This window comes from Streptomyces sp. NTD91 (assembly GCF_059510455.1).
On sequence record NZ_JCAJZW010000025.1, the window covers coordinates 1 to 23,325 of the forward strand.

At 71.8% G+C, this 23,325-nt stretch carries 25 protein-coding genes; 10 read left to right on the forward strand and 15 right to left on the reverse strand.

The features are described from left to right. Positions 1–211: 211 nt before the first annotated feature. Complete coding sequence (locus AC5WRT_RS23945; protein WP_496095926.1) at positions 212–1,117, reverse strand: NYN domain-containing protein; 906 nt, start codon at positions 1,115–1,117, stop codon at positions 212–214. A 206-nt stretch (positions 1,118–1,323) separates the two neighbouring features. On the opposite strand from AC5WRT_RS23945, the gene AC5WRT_RS23950 reads away from it, so the two are divergent. After that, entirely contained in the window at positions 1,324–1,476 is a 153-nt protein-coding gene (locus tag AC5WRT_RS23950) for a DUF8834 family protein (RefSeq protein ID WP_330337947.1), read from the forward strand. Positions 1,477–1,522: 46 nt separating this feature from the next. On the opposite strand, the gene AC5WRT_RS23955 is transcribed toward AC5WRT_RS23950, so the two are convergent. The 3 genes from AC5WRT_RS23955 to AC5WRT_RS23965 all read right to left on the reverse strand — a co-directional run bounded on the left by AC5WRT_RS23955 (position 1,523) and on the right by AC5WRT_RS23965 (position 3,876). Then, positions 1,523–2,128 carry a MarC family protein gene (locus AC5WRT_RS23955; protein ID WP_496095825.1) on the reverse strand — a complete coding sequence of 202 codons (606 nt, stop codon included), beginning with the start codon at positions 2,126–2,128 and terminating at the stop codon, positions 1,523–1,525. 62 nt (positions 2,129–2,190) lie between these two features. Next, a complete protein-coding gene (locus AC5WRT_RS23960; RefSeq protein ID WP_496100589.1) occupies positions 2,191–3,048 on the reverse strand; it encodes a PHP domain-containing protein in 858 nt (285 codons plus the stop codon). A 186-nt stretch (positions 3,049–3,234) separates the two neighbouring features. Continuing rightward, entirely contained in the window at positions 3,235–3,876 is a 642-nt protein-coding gene (locus AC5WRT_RS23965; protein WP_496095827.1) for a DUF6758 family protein, read from the reverse strand. Between the two features lie 127 nt (positions 3,877–4,003). Here AC5WRT_RS23965 and AC5WRT_RS23970 point away from each other — a divergent pair, with 127 nt between their 5' ends. Then, entirely contained in the window at positions 4,004–5,203 is a 1,200-nt protein-coding gene (locus tag AC5WRT_RS23970) for an MFS transporter (protein ID WP_496100590.1), read from the forward strand. A gap of 41 nt (positions 5,204–5,244) precedes the next feature. On the opposite strand, the gene AC5WRT_RS23975 is transcribed toward AC5WRT_RS23970, so the two are convergent. Next, positions 5,245–5,829: a suppressor of fused domain protein gene (locus AC5WRT_RS23975; RefSeq protein WP_496095829.1), complete on the reverse strand. Its 585-nt coding sequence runs from the start codon at positions 5,827–5,829 to the stop codon at positions 5,245–5,247. Between the two features lie 484 nt (positions 5,830–6,313). Between AC5WRT_RS23975 and AC5WRT_RS23980 the strand changes: the two genes are divergently transcribed. Both AC5WRT_RS23980 and AC5WRT_RS23985 read left to right on the forward strand, forming a co-directional pair. After that, the gene (locus AC5WRT_RS23980) at positions 6,314–7,435 is read left to right on the forward strand and encodes a magnesium and cobalt transport protein CorA (protein WP_496095830.1); all 1,122 of its coding nucleotides are present in this window, start codon (positions 6,314–6,316) and stop codon (positions 7,433–7,435) included. 24 nt (positions 7,436–7,459) lie between these two features. Beyond that, positions 7,460–7,975, forward strand: a complete 516-nt coding sequence (locus tag AC5WRT_RS23985) for a hypothetical protein (RefSeq protein ID WP_496095831.1) — start codon at positions 7,460–7,462, stop codon at positions 7,973–7,975. Positions 7,976–8,045: 70 nt separating this feature from the next. Here AC5WRT_RS23985 and AC5WRT_RS23990 read toward each other — a convergent pair whose 3' ends face one another. Continuing rightward, positions 8,046–8,795 carry a hypothetical protein gene (locus AC5WRT_RS23990; protein ID WP_496095832.1) on the reverse strand — a complete coding sequence of 250 codons (750 nt, stop codon included), beginning with the start codon at positions 8,793–8,795 and terminating at the stop codon, positions 8,046–8,048. A gap of 238 nt (positions 8,796–9,033) precedes the next feature. Between AC5WRT_RS23990 and AC5WRT_RS23995 the strand changes: the two genes are divergently transcribed. Genes AC5WRT_RS23995 through AC5WRT_RS24005 form a run of 3 tightly spaced genes read left to right on the forward strand, consistent with a single transcriptional unit; the run spans position 9,034 to position 12,110 of the window. Continuing rightward, complete coding sequence (locus AC5WRT_RS23995) at positions 9,034–10,329, forward strand: magnesium transporter MgtE N-terminal domain-containing protein (protein WP_496095833.1); 1,296 nt, start codon at positions 9,034–9,036, stop codon at positions 10,327–10,329. Continuing rightward, the gene (locus AC5WRT_RS24000) at positions 10,319–10,933 is read left to right on the forward strand and encodes a DUF1003 domain-containing protein (protein WP_496095834.1); all 615 of its coding nucleotides are present in this window, start codon (positions 10,319–10,321) and stop codon (positions 10,931–10,933) included. Before AC5WRT_RS23995 ends, AC5WRT_RS24000 begins: the two co-directional genes overlap by 11 nt. Positions 10,934–10,976: 43 nt before the next feature. Further along, positions 10,977–12,110 carry an Mrp/NBP35 family ATP-binding protein gene (locus AC5WRT_RS24005; RefSeq protein WP_496095835.1) on the forward strand — a complete coding sequence of 378 codons (1,134 nt, stop codon included), beginning with the start codon at positions 10,977–10,979 and terminating at the stop codon, positions 12,108–12,110. Between the two features lie 51 nt (positions 12,111–12,161). Here the strand turns inward: AC5WRT_RS24005 and AC5WRT_RS24010 are convergent, their stop codons facing one another. The 5 genes from AC5WRT_RS24010 to sigE form a co-directional block, all read right to left on the reverse strand. After that, the gene (locus AC5WRT_RS24010; RefSeq protein WP_496095836.1) at positions 12,162–12,827 is read right to left on the reverse strand and encodes a hypothetical protein; all 666 of its coding nucleotides are present in this window, start codon (positions 12,825–12,827) and stop codon (positions 12,162–12,164) included. A 497-nt stretch (positions 12,828–13,324) separates the two neighbouring features. Further along, positions 13,325–13,777: a sec-independent translocase gene (locus tag AC5WRT_RS24015; protein WP_496100591.1), complete on the reverse strand. Its 453-nt coding sequence runs from the start codon at positions 13,775–13,777 to the stop codon at positions 13,325–13,327. A gap of 84 nt (positions 13,778–13,861) precedes the next feature. Then, positions 13,862–15,766, reverse strand: coding sequence for a S1C family serine protease (locus AC5WRT_RS24020; protein ID WP_496100592.1), 1,905 nt, complete (start codon positions 15,764–15,766; stop codon positions 13,862–13,864). A 127-nt stretch (positions 15,767–15,893) separates the two neighbouring features. Further along, positions 15,894–16,958, reverse strand: a complete 1,065-nt coding sequence (locus tag AC5WRT_RS24025) for a zf-HC2 domain-containing protein (protein ID WP_496095839.1) — start codon at positions 16,956–16,958, stop codon at positions 15,894–15,896. Then, entirely contained in the window at positions 16,955–17,665 is a 711-nt protein-coding gene (sigE, locus tag AC5WRT_RS24030) for an RNA polymerase sigma factor SigE (RefSeq protein ID WP_496095840.1), read from the reverse strand. Before sigE ends, AC5WRT_RS24025 begins: the two co-directional genes overlap by 4 nt. 237 nt (positions 17,666–17,902) lie before the next feature. Here sigE and AC5WRT_RS24035 point away from each other — a divergent pair, with 237 nt between their 5' ends. After that, the gene (locus AC5WRT_RS24035) at positions 17,903–18,601 is read left to right on the forward strand and encodes an O-methyltransferase (protein WP_496095927.1); all 699 of its coding nucleotides are present in this window, start codon (positions 17,903–17,905) and stop codon (positions 18,599–18,601) included. 86 nt (positions 18,602–18,687) lie between these two features. On the opposite strand, the gene AC5WRT_RS24040 is transcribed toward AC5WRT_RS24035, so the two are convergent. After that, positions 18,688–18,855: a DUF3117 domain-containing protein gene (locus AC5WRT_RS24040; RefSeq protein ID WP_018544333.1), complete on the reverse strand. Its 168-nt coding sequence runs from the start codon at positions 18,853–18,855 to the stop codon at positions 18,688–18,690. Between the two features lie 371 nt (positions 18,856–19,226). On the opposite strand from AC5WRT_RS24040, the gene chcB reads away from it, so the two are divergent. Beyond that, positions 19,227–20,030 (forward strand): 2-cyclohexenylcarbonyl CoA isomerase, encoded by an 804-nt coding sequence (chcB, locus tag AC5WRT_RS24045; RefSeq protein ID WP_496100593.1) that lies wholly within the window; start codon positions 19,227–19,229, stop codon positions 20,028–20,030. Positions 20,031–20,213: 183 nt separating this feature from the next. Here chcB and AC5WRT_RS24050 read toward each other — a convergent pair whose 3' ends face one another. Genes AC5WRT_RS24050 through AC5WRT_RS24060 form a run of 3 tightly spaced genes read right to left on the reverse strand, consistent with a single transcriptional unit; the run spans position 20,214 to position 21,824 of the window. Then, the gene (locus tag AC5WRT_RS24050) at positions 20,214–20,876 is read right to left on the reverse strand and encodes an N-acetyltransferase (protein ID WP_496100594.1); all 663 of its coding nucleotides are present in this window, start codon (positions 20,874–20,876) and stop codon (positions 20,214–20,216) included. A gap of 4 nt (positions 20,877–20,880) precedes the next feature. After that, complete coding sequence (locus AC5WRT_RS24055; RefSeq protein ID WP_496095843.1) at positions 20,881–21,471, reverse strand: DNA-3-methyladenine glycosylase I; 591 nt, start codon at positions 21,469–21,471, stop codon at positions 20,881–20,883. After that, the gene (locus AC5WRT_RS24060; RefSeq protein WP_496095844.1) at positions 21,468–21,824 is read right to left on the reverse strand and encodes a DivIVA domain-containing protein; all 357 of its coding nucleotides are present in this window, start codon (positions 21,822–21,824) and stop codon (positions 21,468–21,470) included. The genes AC5WRT_RS24055 and AC5WRT_RS24060 overlap by 4 nt, the downstream gene beginning before the upstream one ends. A 136-nt stretch (positions 21,825–21,960) precedes the next feature. Here AC5WRT_RS24060 and folP point away from each other — a divergent pair, with 136 nt between their 5' ends. Beyond that, positions 21,961–22,821: a dihydropteroate synthase gene (gene folP / locus AC5WRT_RS24065; RefSeq protein WP_496095845.1), complete on the forward strand. Its 861-nt coding sequence runs from the start codon at positions 21,961–21,963 to the stop codon at positions 22,819–22,821. Positions 22,822–23,325: the final 504 nt, after the last annotated feature.

Genomic DNA, 23,325 nt, shown 5'->3' on the forward strand with positions numbered 1-23,325 from the left:
ACCTGTCCGGCCATTCCCGTCTGCCGCGCGACGCCCTGCACGCTCCCCCACTGCCTCAAGGCGTGGGAGGTGCCCCCACTCGCCGCACCGGCCCCAGGCCCGAGTACCTCCGGTACGAGAGCCTGGAGCCGGCACGCCGAGAGCACGCACCTGACGCCGCGCGACCGCCTTTCCGGCAACGACCCGAAGGTCAGACGGTCCCTAGCTATGGCTAGTACTGCGTCTGCAGATGCTCCCAGAAGCCGTCCCTGAGCGCGCGGCGCAGGTCCGCCTGGCCGCGCAGGGAGTACTGGAGCAGGCCCTCGGCCTCGACCAGCAGGTCCTGGTCGACCGAGCCGGGCAGGTAGGGATGGCCGGGGAGCAGTTCGACCAGGGTCTCGCGCCCCCGGGAGACCAGCCACTTCGCGGCGATCTGGGCGCCGACGAAGCGGACGTCCTCACGGGTGGGACGGGTGCCGCTGGTGGCGTCGTAGGCGGCGGCCGTGCGGCGGGAGACGTACGGCTTGAAGAACTCGAGATCGAGGGTGCGCTGGCTGTCGACCTCCCAGAGCAGTGGCTCGGCCTGGTTGCGGCCCTCGGGTGCCTCGATGCCCCACAGGTGGACCCGGGCGCCGTAGCCCTGCGCGGCCTCGACCGCCGAGACCAGGTCCTCGTCGCCGCCGAGCAGGGCCGCGTCGCTGATCGCGCGGTGCCGCGCCAGCGATTCGAGGTCGCTGCGGATCAGCGAATCGACGCCCTTCTGCTGGTTGTTCGCGTTGAGGTTGCCGAGGCGGACCTTGACGTCGGGGAGCTCGGCGATGCTCTGCTGCTCGGCGGTGTGGATGCGGCGGCGGGCGCCGTCGTACCAGTAGACCCGCAGCAGGCGGCTGTCCGCGAAGACCTGGCGGGCCCGGTCGATGAGCGCGTCGATCAGTCCCTCGGCGTCGAGGTCGAAGGCCCGGCGGTCCTCGGTGCCCGCGACAAGCCGGCCGGCGGCCGCGTACAGATACCCCGCGTCGACGAAGATCGCGTGGGTCGAGGGCGTCTTCGCCACCTCGGCGAGCATGCGTTCCAGCAGCTCGTTCGTGCGGTCGATGCGGGCGCCCAGGGCGGCCAGGTCGTCGTTCATCGTCTCCATTGTCCCGGCGGTCACGCTATGAACACAACCGCTCCCGTTCGGTCCCGTGCCGCCTGCTTACCGGTCAGTAATTAGGCGTTCGAAAAATTTATTTAGCGTAGGGAATGTTTGTAACAAGCAGCACGTTGACTCCTACGAGACCGGGGACAGCCCCGGTCCACCGAGTAGTTCTCCTCAGGAGGATGACCAGACGAAGGGAGAAGCCTGTGCGCTTCGAGATCATGCGACTCGACGAGGTCGACGGCACCACCGTGGACAGCACCGTCGTGGACGCCGCCTCCGTCAACCGGATCGTTCAGCAGGCCGCCGCCATCGGGCAGCGCCTGTGGATCCGCCCGGCCGAGACCCCGGCCTCGTAACGGGGACGTCGCACTCAAGCTTTCCGGGGGAGCCGGGACGACGCGCTCAGCTCCCCCGGATCACCTGAGTGATCCCGTTGATGATCTGCTGGACGGCGATCGCGGAGAGCATCATGCCCGCGAGCCGCGTCACCAGCACCACGCCGCCGTCCTTGATGACCCTGATGATCAGCAACGAGTAACGCATCACGAGCCACAGCACGACGTGGATCGCGAGGATCGCGGACCACACCGACATCTGCGTGGCCACGCTGTCCGCCTTCTGCACGGCAAGGATCACGGACACGATCGCACCCGGTCCGGCCAGCAGCGGCATGCCCAGGGGCACGAGCGCCACGTTCACGTCCTTGGTCTGCTTCGGCTCGTCGGTCTTGCCGGTGAGCAGGTCCAGCGCGATCAGCAGGAGCAGCAGACCGCCCGCGATCATCAACGCGGGGACGGAGACGTGCAAGTAGTTGAGGATCTGGTGCCCGAGGACACCGAACGTGGCGATGACCCCACCCGCGACACACACGGCCTGGAAGGCCATCCGCTTCTGCACCTTGGCCGGGCGGCCGGCGGTGAGGGCGAGGAAGATCGGGGTGATCCCAGGGGGATCCATGATGACAAAAAGGGTCAGAAACAGGGAGCCGAAGACGGCGATGTCGAACATGGGGGAAGTACTGGCCTTGCTGAAAAGGATGGACTAGGGGCGCGGGCGGGCCACCGAGGGCCTCAGGCTCCGCCCGTGCCGGGGACGGGGAACGCCCCGGTCGCTCGCCGAGTGATCTCCCCGTACACCTCGGGGTCGGTCGTGTACGCGCCGAGCGCGATGTCCTTGCGGCTGCCGTGGTAGTCCGAGGAGCCCGTCACCAGCAGGTCCAGGTCCTTCGCCAGGCCGCGCAGCCGGTCGCGGGCGCCGGCGTCGTGGTCCATGTGGTCGACCTCGATGCCGTCCAGGCCGGCCTCGGCCATCTCCACGATCCGCGCCTCGGGAACCGTACGCCCGCGCCTGGCGGCGGCCGGGTGCGCGAACACACAGACCCCGCCCGCGTTCTTGACCAGCCGGATCGCCTCGAAGGGGTCGGTCTCGTGCTTCTCCACGTAGGCCCGGCCGCCGTCCGCCAGCCACTGCTCGGTGAACGCGTCGCTCACCGTCGGTACGACGCCCCGCTCGACCAGCGCGGTGGCGACATGGGGGCGCCCCACGGAACCGCCGGCCGCGATCCGCTCGACCTGCTCCCAGGTGACCGGCACGCCCAGCGCGTTCAGCTTCGCGACCATGCCCTGGGCCCGCGGCACCCGGTCGTCCCGCACCAGCTCGCGCTCGGCGAGCAGAGCGGGCTCCGCGGGGTCGAAGAGGTAGGCCAGCATGTGCATCGAGACACCGTCGATGCGGCAGGACAGCTCGGCGCCGGTGACCAGCGTCAGCCCCTCGGGCAGCGCGGCGATCGCCTCGGCGTACCCGCGCGTGGTGTCGTGATCGGTCAGCGCGACGACGTCCAGCCCGGCGGCGCGGGCCTTGCGCACCAGCTCAGCCGGGGTGTCCGTACCGTCGGAGGCCGTGGAGTGACAGTGCAGGTCGATACGCACGCAGACTCCAGGCGACGACGGACGGAAGGGGACACCCAAGGATAGCGGGGTTTCGAAGTCCGACTGTCACACCCGCAACCCTGGAGGGCCCTTTACCGGTCGGCCTGAGGGACGCGGTGACCGCGCGAGCAAGCCATCTGCGGACCCGTACCCGCCCGCGACGGCGACCCGGCAGCCCCACAGGCCCTACGGCCGAAGCAAACGGGGCGACAACGCTCCGCACGGAACCAGGTCTATCTCCGCCCCCGCGTCCCGCAGATCCGTCAGCACCAGCTCGTCGTACATGAGCACCCCGGCCCGCTCCGGCCAGATCACCGCCCACAGCCACATGCCGAGCGCCTCACCGGCGAACACCGCGCGGTCGTCGGGGGTGCGGTAGACGTGCCAGAGCGGGGTCGGGCGACCTGCGGCCAGCACTTTGGCCTGGGGCGGCTTCTCCACGTTCATGTACGACCCCGGGTCCGGGCCGTCGATGCCCGCGTACCGGGCGCCGAGGCCGACACCGAGCTCCTCGGCGACCAGGATGAGTTCGCCCGGACCGCCGAGCGGGCCGGGTCCGGAGCAGGCGACGGCGGTCGCGCGGCCGCCGCTGCGGTCGTCGCCCGCGTAGGCCACGCCGGTGAAGAGCCAGCCGACCGGCAGCGGCCAGGGCATCCACAACGGAACGTGCGTGCGATGCACCACGGCTGCGAGGGCCTCGACACTGGGCGGGATCACGGGCTGCAGCGGATACACCGTGCCGTGCACATCGCACTGCCACGCATCGACGAAGAGACCGGGCGCCCTGACCCGGCCACCGCACCGCGGGCAACTGGGTTCGCCCCTCATAGGGCTCCACGGTCCTACCCCGGCCCCCCCACGTCAAGGACGATCACCCGTCCGGAGGGAACGCACCTTCGGCCCCCCAGTGGATGTAGTTTACACTTATTAGCTGATCTAACTTGTTGGAGAAAACATGGACCTCCTGCGACAGCCCAAGGCTGTCTGGGCCACGGCCGGCGCCTCCGTCGTCGCTTTCATGGGCATCGGCCTGGTCGATCCGATCCTGCCGTCCATCGCCCAGGGCCTGCACGCCACGCCCAGCCAGGTGTCCCTGCTCTTCACCTCGTACTTCCTGATCACCGCGGTCGCGATGCTGCTGACCGGCTTCGTCTCCAGCCGCATCGGGGGCCGCAGGACGCTGCTGCTCGGCCTCGCGTTCGTCGTCGTCTTCGCGGGTCTCGCCGGCACCTCGGGCAGCGTCGGCCAGTTGGTCGGCTTCCGGGCGGGCTGGGGGCTCGGCAACGCGCTGTTCGTCTCGACCGCGCTCGCGGTGATCGTCGGCGCGGCGGCCGGAGGCAGTGCGGCGGCGATCCTGCTCTACGAGTCCGCGCTCGGCCTCGGCATGGCCTGCGGCCCGCTGCTCGGCGCGGTCCTCGGCAACATGAGCTGGCGCTACCCCTTCTTCGGCACGGCCACGCTCATGGCGATCGGCTTCCTGTGCATCACGGCGTTCCTGAAGGAGCAGCCGAAGCCGGCCCGGAAGACCTCGGTGCTGGACCCGGTCAGGGCGCTCGGCCACGGCGGCCTCGCCTCGGCCGCGGTCTCGGCGTTCTTCTACAACTACACGTTCTTCACAGTGCTGGCGTTCACGCCGTTCGTGCTGGACATGACCCCGTACCGCTCAGGCGCGGTGTTCTTCGGCTGGGGAGTGCTGCTCGCGGTGTTCTCCGTGATCGTGGCGCCGCGCATGCAGGAGCGGTTCGGCTCGCTGAAGGTGCTCGGCGCCTCACTGGCGCTGCTCGCCGCCGACGTCCTGACCCTCGGGTACGGCGACCACGCCACCGCGATCGTCTGCACGGTTCTGTCCGGCGCCTTCATCGGCGTCAACAACACCGTCTACACCGAGCTGGCCCTCGGCGTGTCGGACGCCCCGCGCCCGGTGGCCAGCGCGGGCTACAACTTCGTCCGCTGGTTCGCGGCCGCCGCCGCTCCCTGTCTCGCGCCGAAGATCGAGGAGTGGAGCGACATCCACGTCCCGTTCCTGATGGCGGCGGTCACCGCGCTGCTGGGCGCGCTCGTGGTGGTCGTGCGGCGCCGGGCCCTCACCCAGGAGGTGGCCGAGCACGCGACGGCGCACGCCACCGAGGACTCGGTCGCCGTCTTCGCCAACTGACCGGTCAACACCTTGCGTTGGTGAGATCGGTCACTGCCGGATCAGTCGAGCGGGACGGACCGACGGACCGGGTCGCGCAGGTCCGTCCCGTGGCTCAGCCAGCGCTCCTGGAGGGCCTGGGCGCCGTGCACCCGCTTCCAGGCGGCCTCGTTGGGGGTCATCGGCAGCAGCGGCAGGAACCGTACGGGCTCCATCGGCTCGTCCAGCTCCAGATCCTCCACCAGGCCGCCGGGTTCGCCCACGAGGACCGAGGTGAAGGGAGCGCCGGGCCACAACGTCTCGCCGACGTCCAGGGAGGCGCCCGGAGTCACGATCAGCCCCTCCACCTGCGGCGACGCGGCCAGCACCGCGAGCGGGCGCAGCACCTTGTCGGTGTCGGCGCGGCCCGCGCGCACGGAGAGGACCAACTCGGCGCGGGGGCCCTTGACCGGGTCTGCGAGCATCGCCGTGGGGTCGGTCATGGGGTGCGCGGACATGCCGAGGGTGGCGTACCTGAGGACGTCCCCCTCCTGGAACCGGAGCACCTCGACGCGGTCCGTGCCGAGGAAGGTGACGGCGGCGCGCGCGTCCGGGGCGCCCAGCGCGGTCGTCAACCGTGCCTCGACCAGAGGAAGAACATCAACCATGCGGTGAGCATAGAACTCGTCAGCAGCGGGCAAAGCGGCGCCTTGACACTTCGGGCGGCTGCTACGCTGAGCAGGTGGTTCGGGACAGCATGCCGAGCATGCCGTCAAGTCCCGGCACCTGAGACTCCCTTACGAGGGACCGGCCGGAGGAGGTGGGGCTGTCATGGATCGAAGTCGACCGTGCAGTACCACTCGCTCTTCCGCCCGCTGATGTAGTCACTGGCTGGTTTCTGGCTGGCTGCTGCGGCCTTTCCGTGCGCGTCGCCCTTCGGAAGAGCACTTCCATCGCTTTGCCCGATCCGTCCGGTCGTCCGTTCCGCCGGATCGCCTCAGTTCTGCATCAGTAGCGAAGTCGCCACCGCGACGGTGCGGTGCTCCCCGCTTTGTGGACGTGCCAAACATCCCGCAGTCAGGACGTCCCCATTCCGGGTGGTTCCATCCGTCGCCGACGGTCTTTCGCTGCCTGTCGCGAAGGAGCCTGCCCATGTCGATGATCCGCGACCTGCGCGCCGTGGTCCGTCCGTCCCGCGTCTCGCTGCGCAAGGACAGCGGCGCGTCGCCGTACGACACCACCCGCGACCCCGCCACGTCCTCGGCCGTCGTGGACTGCGCCGTCTACCGCGACGGCCGGCGGGTGACGAGCGAGGGGCCGCTCGGCCCGCACGAGGCGATGCGGCGCGTCAGGCGCGACGGCGGCTTCGTGTGGATCGGCCTGCACGAGCCGACCGAGGCCGAATTCGCGGGTATCGCGGCCGAGTTCGGGCTGCACCCACTGGCGGTGGAGGACGCGGTGCAGGCCCACCAGCGGCCCAAGCTGGAGCGCTACGACGACTCGCTCTTCACCGTCTTCAAGACCATCCACTACGTCGAGCACGACCGGCTCACCGCCAACAGCGAGGTCGTCGAGACCGGCGAGGTCATGTGCTTCACCGGCCGGAACTTCTTCATCACCGTCCGGCACGGCGGCAAGGGCTCGCTCCGGGCGCTCCGGCACCGGCTGCAGGACGACGCAGAGCTGCTCGCCAAGGGCCCCTCAGCCGTGCTGCACGCCATCGCCGACCATGTCGTGGACGGCTACATCGCGGTCGCCGACGCCGTGCAGGACGACATCGACGAGGTCGAGACCGAGGTCTTCTCGCCGGGCCGCGGCGGGGTGTCCCGCGGTGTGGACTCGGCGCGGATCTACCAGCTCAAGCGCGAGGTGCTGGAGTTCAAGCGCGCGGTGGCGCCGCTGCTGCGGCCCATGCAGCTGCTGAGCGAGCGGCCGATGCGACTGATCGACCCGGACATCCAGAAGTACTTCCGGGACGTCGCCGACCACCTCGCCCGGGTCCAGGAGCAGGTGCTCGGCTTCGACGAACTCCTCAACTCCATCCTCCAGGCGAACCTGGCGCAGGCGTCCGTCGCGCAGAACGAGGACATGCGCAAGATCACCGCCTGGGCCGCGATCATCGCCGTGCCGACGATGGTGACCGGTGTGTACGGCATGAACTTCGACCACATGCCGGAACTGCACTGGAAGTACGGTTACCCGCTGGTCCTGGGGGTCACGGTCGCCATGTGCGTGGGCATCCACCGGGTGCTCAAGCGCAACGGCTGGCTGTGACCGGGCGCTGTATAGGCTGGGCCCATGACACGTGAGCTGCTCGACCGGGCCCTTGTCGAGGAGGCCTCGAAGAAGTCCGGCCTCGTCTGGGTCAGGGGCGCGGGTACCTCCGCCGCGCGTGCGCTGTGGCACGTGTGGCACGAGGGCGCGGTGTGCCTGGTCGGCGACGGGCCCGGTGAGCAGCCGCTCGAGGGGCTGGTCGACGGCGGCGCCGCGGAGGTCACCGTGCGCAGCAAGGACAAGGGCGGCCGGCTGGTGACGTTCCCGGCGACCGTGTCCGAGCTGGCCCCGGGCTCGGAGCGGTGGCAGGCCGCCGTCGCCGAGCTGAAGGGCAAGCGCCTGAACGCCCACGACGGCGAGGAGATGCCGGCCCGCTGGGCCCGCGAGTGCCGGGTGCTGCGTCTGGCCCCGGCCGGGTCCGTGCTGCCGTTGCCCGACGGCAGCCTGGCCGAGCGGCCGGTCGCGACTGTGGCGACGACGCGACGGCCGGTGCCCGCGGGACTGCCGAAGCTCCTGGCGAAGCGCCGCAAGAGGCGGTAGCGCCGGGAGCCGATCACGGTTCTCGCCGTCGTTGCCGATCACCCTCGCGGCGGACCGGCGTGGCCGGTGCTCACGACGTCGGCAGCTGCTTGCCGTAATCGACGGTCTCGCCCTTCGCGGGCTCGGTCACGGCGAAGTCCTTGCCCCAGTCGGCGAAGCTGAGAGTGCCCGCCCCGCCCGCGCGGACCAGGCGGAGGGGATAGGGGGTGCCCTCCAGGGAGACGTCGAGGCTGCCCCCGGAGCCCTTGTCGCCGGTGATGCGAATGGTGCGGGTACCCGCGTCGTCGTGGTGCCCGTCGGTCGCCAGTGGACCGTGCAGTGTGAGCAGCCCGTCGAGGAGGACGTCCTTGTCCGTGAAGCCGCTGAACTTCTTGTACGCGGGGTCACCCTGCGGCACCTTGACGTACTTGCCGTCCAGCTTGCCGGCCGCGCCGTCACCGCCGTCCTTGCCGCCGGCCTCGTGCCAGAAGTCCGCGTCGGCCTTCAGGAACAGCTGCCTGCCGACCCGGAGCAGCTTGAAGGTCGCCCCCCTCGACGTCACCGACCCGGTGCCGCCGTCGTCCTTGAGCCGCATGTCCAGCGTGTACGTACGGCCGCTGGTCACGACCGTGCCGGACAGCCGTACCGCGGACGCCGCCGACGCCGCGGCCCGCGTCCTCGCCTGGATCCGGTCGGGGGGCAGCTTGCCCACTCCGTTCGTCCCCGCGTCCGGATCCTCGCCGCCGCACCCGGTGAGCACCGACGCGCCCGTCACGGCGCCGACGCAGATCGCGGCCACCAGCGCGGCCCGGCGGATACGGCCCTGGGGAGTCGCAGTCACAGGTGAGGTCGCCTTTCTGCCGGTTCCTGAGCGGTGGACCGCAGCGTACCGGGGCCTCGGCCGCCCGGCGGAGCGAGTCCGTCCGGACCCGCCACCAGGGCGTATCCGACCGGTACGGGCTAGCCTGAAGCGCACCCGAGCAGGCAAATCCGAGCAATTCACCGATCAATTTACAAAGAGAGCGGAACACCCGAACACTGGGCGATTCCCAGGCCACGTCAGCAGAGGAAGCACAGCCATGGCAGCCGGCGCCCCCCGGATCTTCGTCTCGCACCTCGCCGGGGTCCCCGTCTTCGACCCGAACGGCGACCAGGTGGGCCGTGTGCGCGACCTGGTCGTGATGCTGCGCGTCGGCCGCAGGCCACCACGACTGCTCGGGCTGGTCGTCGAACTGGCGACCCGGCGCCGCATCTTCCTGCCCATGACCCGGGTCACCGGCATCGAGTCCGGACAGGTCATCACCACCGGAGTGATGAACGTCCGGCGCTTCGAGCAGCGGCCCACCGAGCGGCTGGTCTTCGGCGAGCTGCTGGACCGGCGGGTGACGCTGGTGGAGACCGGCGAGGAGGTCACCGTCCTCGACGTGTCCGTGCAGCAGCTGCCCGCCCGCCGCGACTGGGAGGTCGACCGGGTCTTCGTCCGCAAGGGAAAGAGGGGCGGGGCCTTCCGGCGCGCCAAGGGCGAGACGCTGACCGCCGAGTGGTCGGCCGTCACCGGCTTCTCCCTGGAGGAGCACGGACAGGGCGCCGAGAGCCTGCTCGCCACCTTCGAGCAGCTGCGCCCCGCCGACCTCGCCAACGTCCTGCACCACCTCTCCCCCAAGCGGCGCGCCGAGGTGGCCGCCGCGCTGGACGACGACCGCCTGGCCGACGTGCTCGAGGAGCTGCCGGAGGACGACCAGATCGAGATCCTCGGCAAGCTGAAGGAGGAGCGCGCGGCGGACGTCCTGGAGGCCATGGACCCCGACGACGCGGCCGACCTGCTCGGCGAGCTGCCCGAGGAGGACAAGGAGCGGCTGCTGAGCCTGATGCAGCCCGCCGACGCGGCCGACATGCGCCGCCTGATGTCGTACGAGGAGCACACGGCCGGCGGTCTGATGACCACCGAGCCGATCGTGCTGCGCCCGGACGCCACCGTCGCCGACGCCCTGGCCCGGGTCCGCAACGCCGACCTGTCCCCCGCGCTCGCCGCCCAGGTCTACGTCTGCCGGCCGCCGGACGAGACGCCGACCGGCAAGTACCTGGGCACGGTCCACTTCCAGCGGCTGCTGCGCGAGCCTCCGTACTCGCTGGTCAGCTCCATCGTCGACACCGACCTGCAGCCGCTGTACCCGGACGCGGCGCTGCGCCTCATCGCCGGGTTCTTCGCCACGTACGACATGGTCGCCGCGCCCGTGGTGGACGAGTCCGGAGCGCTGCTCGGCGCGGTCACCGTGGACGACGTCCTGGACCACATGCTCCCCGAGGACTGGCGGGAGACGGAGTTCCACCTGGACGACGAGAACAGCGAGGGGGTGGGCAGCCATGGCTCCTGAGCGTGACGCCGCGACCCGTGAACGCCACCCGGTGGGGGCCACGGCCGCCACCCGGCCCCGTGCGCCCCGGCTGGACCAGCCGCGCCCGCCGCGCCGCAGGGTGCTGCCCGAGTGGGACCCGGAGGCGTTCGGGCGGCTGTCGGAGCGCATCGCCCGCTTCCTGGGCACGGGGCGCTTCATCGTCTGGATGACGGTCGTCATCTTCGTGTGGCTGACGTGGAACATCACCGCGCCCAGCCAACTGCGGTTCGACCCCTACCCGTTCATCTTCCTGACGCTGGTGCTCTCCCTCCAGGCCTCCTACGCCGCGCCGCTGATCCTGCTCGCGCAGAACCGGCAGGACGACCGCGACCGGGTCAATCTGGAGCAGGACCGCAAGCAGAACGAACGGTCCATCGCCGACACCGAGTACCTCACCCGGGAGATCGCCGCCCTGCGCATCGGCCTCGGCGAGGTCGCGACCCGCGACTGGATCCGCTCCGAGCTCCAGGACCTGGTCAAGGAGCTGGACGGGCGGCGCGGGCACGACGGGCATCCCGGGCATGTCGTATTCCCGGCAGAACGGTCGGAACGGCCGACGGGACGTGACACAGACGACCGCTGAGGGGCATCCCGGACGCCCCTCGGCGCGCCGTACCATCGTTCTCATGGCTACGGAAGACGCGGTGCGCGAGGCACTGGCGACGGTGAACGACCCCGAGATCAACCGACCCATCACCGAACTGGGGATGGTCAAATCGGTGGAGATCGGGGATGACGGCGCGGTCGCGGTCACCGTGTACCTGACGGTCTCCGGCTGCCCCATGCGCGACACCATCACCCAGCGCGTCACCGAAGCGGTCTCCCGCGTCGAGGGCGTCACCCGCGTCGAGGTCACTCTCGACGTGATGAGCGACGAGCAGCGCAAGGAGCTGGCCGCGGCCCTGCGCGGCGGCCAGGCCGAGCGCGAGGTCCCCTTCGCCAGGCCCGGCAACCTGACCCGGGTCTACGCGGTCGCCTCCGGCAAGGGCGGCGTCGGCAAGTCCTCGGTGACGGTGAACCTGGCGGCGGCGATGGCGGCCGACGGCCTGAAGGTCGGTGTCGTGGACGCCGACATCTACGGCCACTCGGTGCCGCGCATGCTGGGCGCAGACGGCCGCCCCACCCAGGTCGAGAACATGATCATGCCGCCGTCCGCGAACGGCGTGAAGGTCATCTCCATCGGCATGTTCACCCCGGGCAACGCCCCGGTCGTCTGGCGCGGCCCGATGCTCCACCGCGCCCTGCAGCAGTTCCTCGCGGACGTCTACTGGGGCGACCTGGACGTCCTCCTGCTCGACCTCCCGCCCGGAACCGGTGACATCGCGATCTCCGTCGCCCAGCTGATCCCGAACGCCGAGATCCTGGTCGTGACGACCCCGCAGCAGGCGGCGGCCGAGGTGGCCGAGCGCGCCGGCTCCATCGCCGTGCAGACCCACCAGAAGATCGTCGGCGTGGTCGAGAACATGTCCGGCCTGCCCTGCCCGCACTGCGGCGAGATGGTCGACGTCTTCGGCACGGGCGGCGGCCAGTTGGTCGCCGACGGTCTGACCCGTACGACCGGTACGACGGTCCCGGTCCTCGGCAGCATCCCGATCGACGTCCGCCTCCGCGAGGGCGGTGACGAGGGCAAGCCGGTGGTCCTGACCGACCCGGAGTCCCCGGCGGGCAGCGCCCTCAAGGCGATCGCCGGGAAGCTGGGGGGACGGCAGCGGGGCCTGTCGGGCCTGTCGCTGGGGATCACCCCGAAGAACAAGTTCTGAGCCGCAGAGCCGCACGACGAAGGGGCGCCGAAAGCAATCGGCGCCCCTTTCTCACGCGTAGGCGGAGACGTCCTTCACCACGGCGAACCCGAGGCCGTACGCGCTCATCCCGCGCCCGTACGCCCCCAGGTGGACTCCCGCCCCGGTCGTACCGGCGAGCACCCACCCGAACTCGGACTCCCGGTAGTGGAAGGAGGACGCCACCCCGTCCACCGGCAGCGAGAGCCGACTCCACTCCGGCCCCTCGAGATCGTCGGCCAACGCCCACGCCGTCTCCGTCTGCTGCTCCAGCCAGTCGTCCCGCAGGCTGTGGTCCATCTGCCCGGGCCAGGTGAACGACAGCAGCCCCACCCCGGCCAGCCAGGCCGCCGAGGACACCGACGTGGCCTCCAGCAGCCCCGTGCCGTCGGCGCTCCTGCGGGACGGCTGCGCGGCGACGGTGACGACCACCGCGAACTTCTCCCGCGGCTCACCGGCGGCGACGGCCTCGCCCAGGACCGAGGGCTCGTCTCCGTGACCGATCGATCCGTGCTCGACGGCGCCGTCGGCCGTCGTGCCGACCTGCATCAGCCAGCGCGGTCCGGTGAACGCCTCGTCGAGGCCGTACCACGGAAAGGGAGCCTGCAGATAACCGTCGACCGTACGCCGGGCGGAGGGGAACTGCTGCGCACCCTCCGCGGCCGGCGCCTGTGCGCCCACCCGACTCGTCGTCTCCATCTGCCCGGACGCCTCCTCGCTCTCGTCGGACCAGCGGTGGCCCGCCCCCCTTCGGGCGTACTCGTCCGGTCCGCACAACAACTCGGCAGCATATCCACACCGGTGAGAGGCGCAGGGCAGGCGCTGGATGCGTGGGTCGCGCGAACGGCCTGTTCAGGCCTTGTGCGAGGGGCGCGCGCTATGAAACGCGTCACGTGCACGGCGTACGCTCCCGTGCGCGTGTCGGCCCCCTGGTGCCGGCTGGCCAGTGCCTCAACAGGCGACGTTCGCCCCGTCGCGACGCCCGGCACGCACCGGACGCCGCTCCTTCACGGGCAAACGTGCCTGCCGGGGCACCAGGGGTTTCGTTCGGATCAGGTCGGAGAGGCCGCGGCGTACGGTGCGGTGCATCGCAAGGCGGAGGATCACCCGCGGCCTGGGCGTCCTCGCGTGGTCCGACAACACGGCGAGGTGCCGTGCCGGGCGTCGCGGACCCGGCCCGATCCAGACGAAACCCTCTAGGTGGCCTCCGCGTCGAAGGGCGGGGGCTCGTCCTGTCCGGGCTCCTCGGGCTTCTTGGTCATGTCGACGCGCGCGGCGGGTGAAGCGGACGACGAGGAGGAGGCGGACGACGCCGGGACGTCGGTGTCGTAGCTCCTGACCGCGTCCGTGACCTCGGCCATCTCCTTCTTCAGGTCGAAGCCGTTGCGGATCTCCTTGAGACCCAGCTCGTCGCCGTCCAGGTGCTTGCGGATGAACGTCTTCGGGTTGAGGTCCTCGAACTCGAAGTCCTTGAACTCCGGACCCAGTTCGCTGCGGATGTCCTGCTTGGCGCTCTCCGAGAACTCGCGGATCTTCCGGATCGTCCGCATCACGTCCTGGATGACCTTGGGGAGCTTGTCGGGGCCGAACACGAGCACGGCGATGACGATGATCGTCAGCAGCTCCATTGGCCCTATGTCATTGAACACCTGACGCTCCTTGCGATGTCCTCGGTCGCTCAACGGTACCCGGCGTTCCTGTCCGACCGGTACCGTCCCGTGATGAGACGTGCGTCAGTTCTGTACCGCCGCGCCCAGCCGGAGCCGGATCTCCCGGTCGGTGCCGTCGCGTCGGACCGTCAGCCGTAGCCGGTCACCGGGCCGGTGGGCGCGGATCTTCACGATCAGCTCCTCGGCCGTGTGCACGGGCTGTCCGTCGACCTCGGTGATGACGTCGCCCGCCTCGAGCCCGGCCCGGTCGCCGGGGCCGCCCTTGGTCACGGCGGGGCCGCCGCCCGCGCTCCGGCTGTCGATACGGGCGCCGTCGCCGGTGTACGACATGTCGAGCGTGACGCCGATCACGGGGTGGGTGGCATGGCCCTCGTCGATCAGCTCCTCGGCGACGCGCTTGGCCTGGTTGACGGGGATGGCGAAGCCGAGTCCGATGGAGCCGGCCTGGCCGCTCTGCGGGTCGGTGGCGCCGTCGGCGGAGCGGATGGCCGAGTTGATGCCGATCACCTGGGCCCGGGAGTCGAGGAGCGGACCGCCGGAGTTGCCCGGGTTGATGGGGGCGTCGGTCTGCAACGCGTCGACGTACGACACGTCGCTGCCGTCGCCCTTCTCCCCGCCGGCCGTGATGGGCCGTTCCTTGGCGCTGATGATGCCGGAGGTGACGGTGTTGGTGAGATCGAAGGGGGAGCCGATGGCGACGACGGGGTCGCCCACCCGGACGTCGTCGGAGTTGCCGAGGGGCAGCGGGGTGAGCCCCTGCACGCCGCGCACCTGGACGACGGCGAGGTCGTAACCGCTGTCGCGTCCGACGATCTCCGCCTTGACGGTGTCACCGGTGGTGAACGTCACCGAGACGACGCCGCTCGTCGATCCGGCGGGCGCGATGACGTGGTTGTTGGTGAGGATGTGGCCCTGGGTGTCGAGCACGAAGCCGGTGCCGGTGTCCGACTGGTCGGTGCCGCTGACGTGCAGGGTGACGACGCTGGGCAGCGCACGCGCGGCTATCCCGGCCACGCTGTCCGGCGCCCGCCCCGCGGGCACGCGTCCCGGCCGCGGCAGCAGCACCTCACCGCCGGGCCGCGTGCGCTCGACCCAGGCCCCGGCGATCCCGCCGATCCCGCCGCAGACGACGGCGACCATCAGGCTCCACGCCACAAGCAGCCGCTTCCCCCGCCGCTTGCGCTGCTGCTCCGTCGGCACCCGGGCCCCGCTCTGCTGAAGCGGCCCCATCGCCGAACCCCGCTCCCTGGCCGCGGCGACGGCCCAGGGGTCGTAGCGCCGCTCTCCCGTCGCCGGTGCGTGGTGGGACGGCGGGGAGGTGAGGGGGGTGGAAGCCGGGACACACGGGGCGGGTGCCTCGGGAACCGGAACGCCGACGGCTGAGGCGCCCGGGGCCGATGCGTCGGGACCCGGCATCGGGGTGTCGCCGTGAGCCGCTGCCTCGGGGGCCGGAACGCCGGGAGTCGGCATCGGCGTGGTGGCGTGTGCCGGAACCCCCGGTGCGGGACCGTGGGGCCCGGGCGCGGTGCCCGAGGGGGCCGTGGGCGCGGGCAGCAGGGGCGTGCTCCGCGACGCCGGGTGCTGGACGGGCGGTGCGGGTGCCCAGGGGCCCGGCTCGCCGTACGGCGGGGTGCTGTGGGGGTCGGGGTCGTGCAACGGCTTCGGCCGCCCGGTGGGAGCCGTCCAGGCACCGTCCCCGGGCTCGGACGAGACGTCGGCCGCACCCGCCCCGCCCGTCGCACCCGGCGCGGGCAGTTCGAAGTCCCCGTCGCCGGCGTCCCCCGAGCCCGCCCTGTCCGCCCCGGCCGGCTCACCGCCCGGGGCAGCGCCCCCCGGCGTCACACCGGCCGCCCCGGCGCCGCCCGCCGGCTCGTCCTGCTCGGCGGCCTTCCCGGGGACCGCCGGGGACGTCGGCGGCGGGTTCTCCGGGTCGTGGCGGCCCGGAGGGACGCGGTCGGCCTCGTTCATGGTCTCCCCACGGCTGGACGCGGCCTCCGCCGAGGCGGGCGCGCGGAACGTCGACTGCGTTCCCGGGGCGTCGCCGCGGGAACGCACAGGATTCAACCAGGTTCGCGGGCCGTGGCGTAGGGGCCGGTCAGGGGGTACGACGCGGTGCGGAGGGGGACGGTACGGGCGCGGCGGTGGGGGTGGGGGTGTCGGGAGCGGAAACGGGCAGCAGGCCGGAGCCGGTCGCTCCGGGGATCGTCGACCACGCGGTGAGTGGATAGACCACGGTGTTGTCGAGCGGACGTATCAGCGGGGAGACGGCGGCCGCACCGGCCGTCATCGGCGCGTTCAGGCTCCGCAGACCGTCGCTGAGGGACCGGTCGGTGCCCAGGGCCGGAAGGCCGGGTACCAGCGGTGCGGACATCGAGGTGGGGGCGGCCGTCGGCGCGCCGCGCCGGGCGCCGCCCTGGGCGAGCAGCGGTCCCGGCGACCGGCGGCGCTGCTGGGTCTCCGGCACGGCCGCTCCGGAGCCCGCGCCCCCGCCGGTGCCGGCCGAGCGCGCCGGGATCACATTGCTGCCGGTGCCCGAGCCGCCGCGGGCGTCCACGCCGGTGTCACCGGGAAGGGCCGTGGTCACACCGCCGAGGGCCACCGCGGCCAGCGACACCGCGCCGGCCGCCGCGACCGCGAACCGCAGACCGCGCGAGGCCGAGCGGCCGTCGTCCGGGCGGCCGACGGGGTGGATGCGGAAGCCGCGCTCCCCGGCGGCGGGAAGCGCCGGGACCCGGGCGCCCGGGCGGGCGCCGTGCGGGCGCGCGGGGACGTAGCCGAACGCGAAGCGCTCGCCGCGCCTCACTGGGAAGACCCCGAGGGCGTCGGAGGCTCCCCCGGCGGTCTCGCCGTCACCGGAGCCACCGAAGAGTCCCCCCGGCGGCGACATGCCGTCGCCGTCCGGGTCACCTCCTCCGGGCAGGCCCTGGAGGCGGGCCAGGAGGCTCGCCGAGGGAGGCGGCGGCGCCGCTTCCGCGAACACGTTCTTCAGTCGGCGCTGGGCGTCCGCCTCCGCCTTGCACCGGGCACAGGTGGCCAGGTGGGCGAGGACCCGCTCACGCGACTCATGACCGAGCTCTCCGTCCACCAGGGCGGAGAGCCGGTCTCCCAGGTGCTGCTCTGCGAGGCGCGCCTCCGCAGGTTCGGGCCGGGATCCACTCACGCGGTCGCGCCCCCTCCTCCCAGAGCGGGGACCCGGGTCAGGAAGGAGCGCCGCTCGGCCGCGCGTGCCTGCGGGGAACGGTGCGCAAGGGCCTTGCGGAGCTGGGACCGGCCACGATGGATACGGGAGCGGACGGTGCCGAGCTTCACGCCGAGCGTCGCGGCGATCTCCTCGTAGGACAGCCCCTCGATGTCGCACAGCACGACGGCGGCGCGGAACTCGGGCGCCAGGGTGTCCAGCGCCTGCTGGACGTCGGCGTCGAAGTGGGCGTCGCTGAAGACCTGGTGCGGGGTGGGCTCGCGGCTGGCCAGGCGCTCGGCCGCGTCCTCGCCGAGGGCGTCGAAGCGGATGCGCTGCTTGCGCCGGACCATGTCCAGGAAAAGGTTGGTGGTGATGCGGTGCAGCCAGCCCTCGAAGGTGCCGGGCGAGTAGGTCGACAGGGAGCGGAAGACGCGGACGAAGACCTCCTGGGTGAGGTCCTCGGCGTCGTGCTGGTTGCCCGTCAGGCGGTAGGCCAGTCGGTACACCCGGCCGCTGTGCGTGCTGACGATCTCCTCCCACGTGGGCGGAGTCCACGCCTGCCCGTCCGCGTCGGTGGAGAAGGTCGCGGTCTGGGCCTCGCCCGCGGCGAAGCCGGCGTGGTGGTCGGCAGCGGTGTCGGTCACGGATTTCGGCCTGCCCGCCGACCCGAGGAAGCGCCGCAGCACTCCTCCCCGATCCCCGGGCGCAGCCGCACCTCCCCTGTCGGCTCTGGTGGTGTCCAGTGGAGCCCCTACCATAGCCACCTCGCCCGTTAGCTCCGGATAAGCGGTTTTACGAGAATTTGATACGCGCTGATACGACTGCGCCGGCAGTTGGTCGGTGTCCTGATCCACCTCGTGCACCCCCGTCCTCCACCCCTCGTGTCCCGGGCCACCCTCACACCCCTTTAAACGCCCGGTCCCATCTGCGGGTTCCCGACGCCAGCGGATACAGTCACGCCCAGGCAACCACGGGGACAGGAGAGGGTCATTACCGGCAACCGGCAGACGAGCTGGGCGTTCGCCGACGCCTTTGTCGCCGAGGACGACGCGCTGCGGTGGGCCCGCGACCGGGCCCGCGAGGCAGGGCTGCGCTCGGTGTCGCCCGGCACGGGCGCCGCGCTGCGACTGCTCGCCGCCTCCGTGGACGCGAAGGCGGTCGCGGAGATCGGCACGGGCTGCGGGGTGTCCGGAATCCATCTGCTGCACGGGATGCGCCCGGACGGGGTGCTCACCACGGTCGACCCGGAGCCGGAGCACCAGCAGTTCGCCCGGCAGGCCTTCCGCGCCTGCGGTTTCGCCAGCAACCGGGCGCGCTTCATCCCGGGCCACGCCCTGGAGGTGCTGCCCCGGCTCGCGGACGCCGGCTACGACCTCGTCTTCTGCGACGGTGACCGGCTGGAGTACCTGGACTACCTAGCTGAATCGTTGCGCCTGCTCCGGCAGGGGGGCCTCGTGGTCTTCGAGGGGGTCTTCGCAGGCGGCCGTACGGTGGACTCGGGACCACAGCCGACGGAGGTGCTGCGGCTGCGGGAGCTGCTGCGCGCGGTGCGTGAGAGCCAGGAACTGGTGCCGTCGCTGCTGCCGGTGGGCGACGGACTGCTGTGTGCCGTCAAGCGGTGAACGGACGGCCGCGGGGGCCCGGAGCACGGCTGCCCCGGCACCGCGTACGGTACCGGGGCAGCCGGAAGGACAAGATCGCTGGGACGTCAGACGACGACCTTCTTGAGGGCGTCGCCGAGCGCCTCGGCCTCGTCAGGGGTCAGCTCGACGACGAGTCGACCGCCGCCTTCGAGCGGAACGCGCATGACGATGCCCCGCCCCTCCTTGGTCACCTCGAGCGGGCCGTCGCCCGTCCGCGGCTTCATGGCCGCCATGCTCGTTCCCCTTCCTGAAACCAGCTCATCGTCTGCCGGGAGCCCTCCGAGGGCACCCGCGGTTCCGAAACGGACACGCGACACCGGCATCGAACACATTGCTTCCCAGCCATTATCCCGCATCGCAGGACCCGATGACCAACATCGGTCGGCATCGCTTGGGCAACGCGCGCGAGCAAAACCACCCAATTCGGGGATGTGGCTGCGATACTGCGCCCTCGCACGGAGATCCGCCCGCCGGCTCCGCTCCGCTTTTCTTTGACGCAGGTCACACGTCCGCTCCGCCGCGCTGGCGGCGATCTCCGCCATGCTGTCCTTCGTACACGGACGTACCAAGCGGTACGTCACCCGCGAACCGGAGGGGATGTCCCATGGCCGACACCGTGCTCTACGAGGTGAGCGACGGACTCGCGACGATCACGCTGAACCGCCCCGAGGCGATGAACGCACTGAACATCGCGACCAAGGTCGCCCTCCGGGAGGCGGCGGAATCCGCGGCCGGGGACACAGCCGTACGGGCGATCCTGCTGACCGCGGCCGGGGACCGGGCGTTCTGCGTCGGGCAGGACCTCAAGGAGCACATCGGGCTGCTCGCGGCGGACCGGGAGACCGGGTCCGGGCAGACGATGAGCACGGTCAAGGAGCACTACAACCCGATCGTGAAGGCTCTCGCCGGGGCGCCCAAGCCGGTGGTCGCCGCGGTGAACGGGGTGGCGGCCGGGGCGGGTTTCGGCTTCGCCCTCGCCGCGGACCACCGGGTGGTCGCCGACACGGCCGCCTTCAACACCTCCTTCGCCGGCGTCGCCCTGACCGCCGACTCCGGCATCTCCTGGACCCTGCCCCGGGTGATCGGCCCGAGCCGCGCCGCCGATCTGCTCCTCTTCCCGCGCAGCATCAGCGCTCAGGAAGCGCTGGAGCTGGGCATCGCCAACCGGGTGGTGCCCGCGGCCGAGGTGCGCGCCGAGGCCGAGAAGACGGCGCGGGCACTGGCCGAGGGCCCGACGGTGGCGTACGCGGCGATCAAGGAGGCGGTGGCCTACGGCCTCACCCACTCCCTCTTCGAGACCCTGGAGAAGGAGGACGAGCTGCAGACCCGGGCCGGGCAGTCCGAGGACCACGCGATCGCCGTGCAGGCCTTCGTGAACAAGGAGAGGCCGAAGTACCTGGGCCGGTGACCCGCGCGGCCGGTGCTGGACCTGGTGCCCCAAAGGCGACGTTCGCCCCGTCAGAGGTTCTCGTCAGATCGCAAGTCTGCGACGGGCCTTCGGTTCTCCCACGGCCCGACGCCGCCTGGGGCAGGTCGGCCTCGTCGAAGTCGGCGGCGCCGGGAGGAACGACCGAAGGATGTCTGACACACGTCACCAGGGCGCGACAAGCAGGGCCTCGGCACCCACCGGCCGGTAACCGGCCGCCTGGAAGGCGCGCACGCTGCGAGCGTTGCCGGGGGCCTGCTGCGACCAGACCCACTCCTGTGCCGGGATCAGGTGCCGGGCGGCCGTGGCCAGGGCGCGGCCCAGCCCCCGGTGCCGTACGTGCTCGTCGACCTCGACCGCCGTCTCCCAGCGACCGGCGACGCCCCGGCCGAGGACGACCACTCCCCCGTCGGCCGCCCAGACCCGGACGTCGTCCCGGCGCCTGCGGGCCCGGCGTACACGCGGATGGTCTGGGTCGGCCAGCTCACGCAGCTCCAGCGGGGGCTCGCCGGGCAGCGCGCCGGCCACGGTGAGCAGGTCGACGCAGTCCATCGAGCGGCCGGTGCGGGCGAGGAACAAGGTCAGGAAGCGGGGGTTCATCGCCGCCGCCGGCTCGTCGCAGTCGAGGGACGCGAGCGTGCCGCGCACCCGGTGCGGGTCCTCGTCGGTGAACACCACGGAGTGCGCGGTGAACGCGATCACTCCGGCATCACGGTGACTCGGCTGCGGTACGACGGTGACACCGCCGTCGGTCGCCGGGAAGCTCCCGCGGGCTGCCGCATCGAGGATGCCGGCGAGGGGCCGGGGCGGGGATATGCGGTCGGACATGGGGTCAGGCACCGGCGGCTCTCGCCACGCAGGCCTCGAGATGGTCGTCGACCAGGCCGCACGCCTGCATGAGGGCGTACGCGGTGGTCGGGCCGACGAATCTGAGGCCCCGTTTTTTCAGCGCCTTGGACAGCGCGGTGGACTCCGGGGTGACGGCCGGGACGTCGGCGAGGGTCTTCGGGGCCGGGCGGGCGGGCGGCTCCGGGGCGTGGGACCAGACCAGCTCGTCCAGGTCGCCCTCGGCCCAGTCGGCCAGCACGCGCGCGTTGGCGAGCGTGGCGTCGATCTTGGCGCGGTTGCGGATGATGCCGGGGTCGGCCAGCAGCCGTTCCCGGTCCCCGTCCGTGAAGGCCGCGACCTTCTCGACGCGGAAGCCTGCGAAGGCGGCGCGGAAGCCCTCGCGGCGGCGCAGGATCGTGATCCAGGACAGGCCCGACTGGAAGGCCTCCAGGCTGATCCGCTCGAAGAGGGCGTCGTCGCCGTGCACCGGGCGGCCCCACTCCTCGTCGTGGTACGACACATAGTCCTCGGTGGACAGGGCCCACGGGCAGCGCAGGGCGCCGTCGGGTCCGGCGAGGGCGGCACCGTCGCTCATCGCTGGCCCTCCGGGCGGTCGCGCTTGTCCATGCGGGCGTGGGCCGCCGCGGCTCTGGCGCCGGCCAGTGCCGACTCCAGGTCGGCGATACGGGCGTCCCGCTCGGCGAGTTCGGCGGCGAGCCGGCCGAGGGCGTCGTCGACGTCCGCCATGCGGTAGCCGCGCGGGGCGACCGGGAAGCGCAGGCTCTCCACGTCCGCGCGGTCGACCGGGCGGTCCGGGGGCAGCGGGTCCTGCAGCCGCTCGGGTGCCGCCTCGGGCAGCGGGCCGCTCCCGCCGCCGCCCACCACGGCGAGTGTCACCGCGGCGACCACGACGGCCAGTGCGACGACCAGGAACAAGAACATCACCATCGCCAGGGTCCCCACGGTCCGTGCCGGTCGTTGTTCCGGACGTTGAATCTGTCAGGGTCCGATCGTGCCATGCGAGTCTGACAGTTAGGGTCACAGGCGGCCGTACAGCGGGACGTACTAGGAGAGGTCACAGCGGATGCTCAGGCTGGGCAGGCGGGAATTCGGGCCCCACGAGCCGGTGATCATGGCGATCGTGAACCGGACTCCGGACTCCTTCTACGACCAGGGGGCCACGTTCCGCGACGAGCCGGCCCTCGCGCGCGTGGAGCAGGCCGTGGCCGAAGGCGCCGCGATCATCGACGTCGGCGGGGTGAAGGCCGGGCCCGGCGAGGAGGTCACCGCCGAGGAGGAGGCGCGGCGGACGGTCGGCTTCGTGGCGGAGGTACGGCGCCGCTTCCCGGACGTGATCATCAGCGTCGACACCTGGCGGGCCGAGGTCGGCGAGGCGGTGTGCGAGGCGGGGGCGGATCTGCTGAACGACGCGTGGGGCGGTGTCGACCCCGGGCTCGCGGAGGTCGCCGCGCGGTACGGGGCGGGGCTGGTGTGCACGCACGCGGGAGGCGTGCAGCCGCGTACACGACCGCACCGGGTGACGTACGACGACGTGATGGCCGACATCCTCGACGTCACCGTGGGTCTGGCCGAGCGGGCGGTGGCGCTCGGGGTCCCGCGGGAATCGGTGCTGATCGATCCCGGGCACGACTTCGGGAAGAACACGCGGCACAGTCTGGAGGCGACACGCCGGCTGGACGAGATGGTCGCCACGGGGTGGCCGGTGCTGGTGTCCCTGTCCAACAAGGACTTCGTCGGCGAGACGCTGGACCGGCCGGTGAAGGAACGGCTGATCGGCACGCTGGCGACGACGGCGGTGTCGGCGTGGCTCGGGGCGCAGGTGTACCGGGTGCATGAGGTGGCCGAGACCCGGCAGGTACTGGACATGGTGGCGGCCATCGCCGGGCACCGTCCCCCTGCCGTCGCGCGCAGGGGGCTGGCGTAGTCCCTTCGGCCGCGGGTGTGCTCGATGCGCTCGATGCGCTCGATGCGCTCGATGCGCTCGATGTGAAGGGTCCGAGCCTCTTCGCCGATCCGGTGAAGGATGCGCCAGGAGCCCCGGTGGAGGCGACGGTGGTGCGTACCCCAGGCCCTGGCACCTTCGGGTCCGGGGTCGTGGGCGAGTCGGTCGCCTGGAGAAGAGCGTCCACTCCCTCGGGATCGTCCTTGAGGAATCCGGTCGCTTCGTCGAGCGCCACCGGCTCCCACTGGACCTCCCAGGTCACTCCGTGCTCCTCCCGGCCGCTTCGAGGAGTGCCCGCCGCGCGTCGGCGTGCGGGACGGGGGCCCCGGTGCGCCCGAGAGCGCGGTCGCGCTAGAGGCGGGCCAGTGCCAGGGCGTCCTCGGTCTTCCAGCTCCGCCGGAGAGATGAGGACAGCGGTGGCCACACCGCGGTCGGTCGGGGTGATGTGCTCGCGCTGGGCAGCCCGCCGGGCGAGTTCGCCGAGCT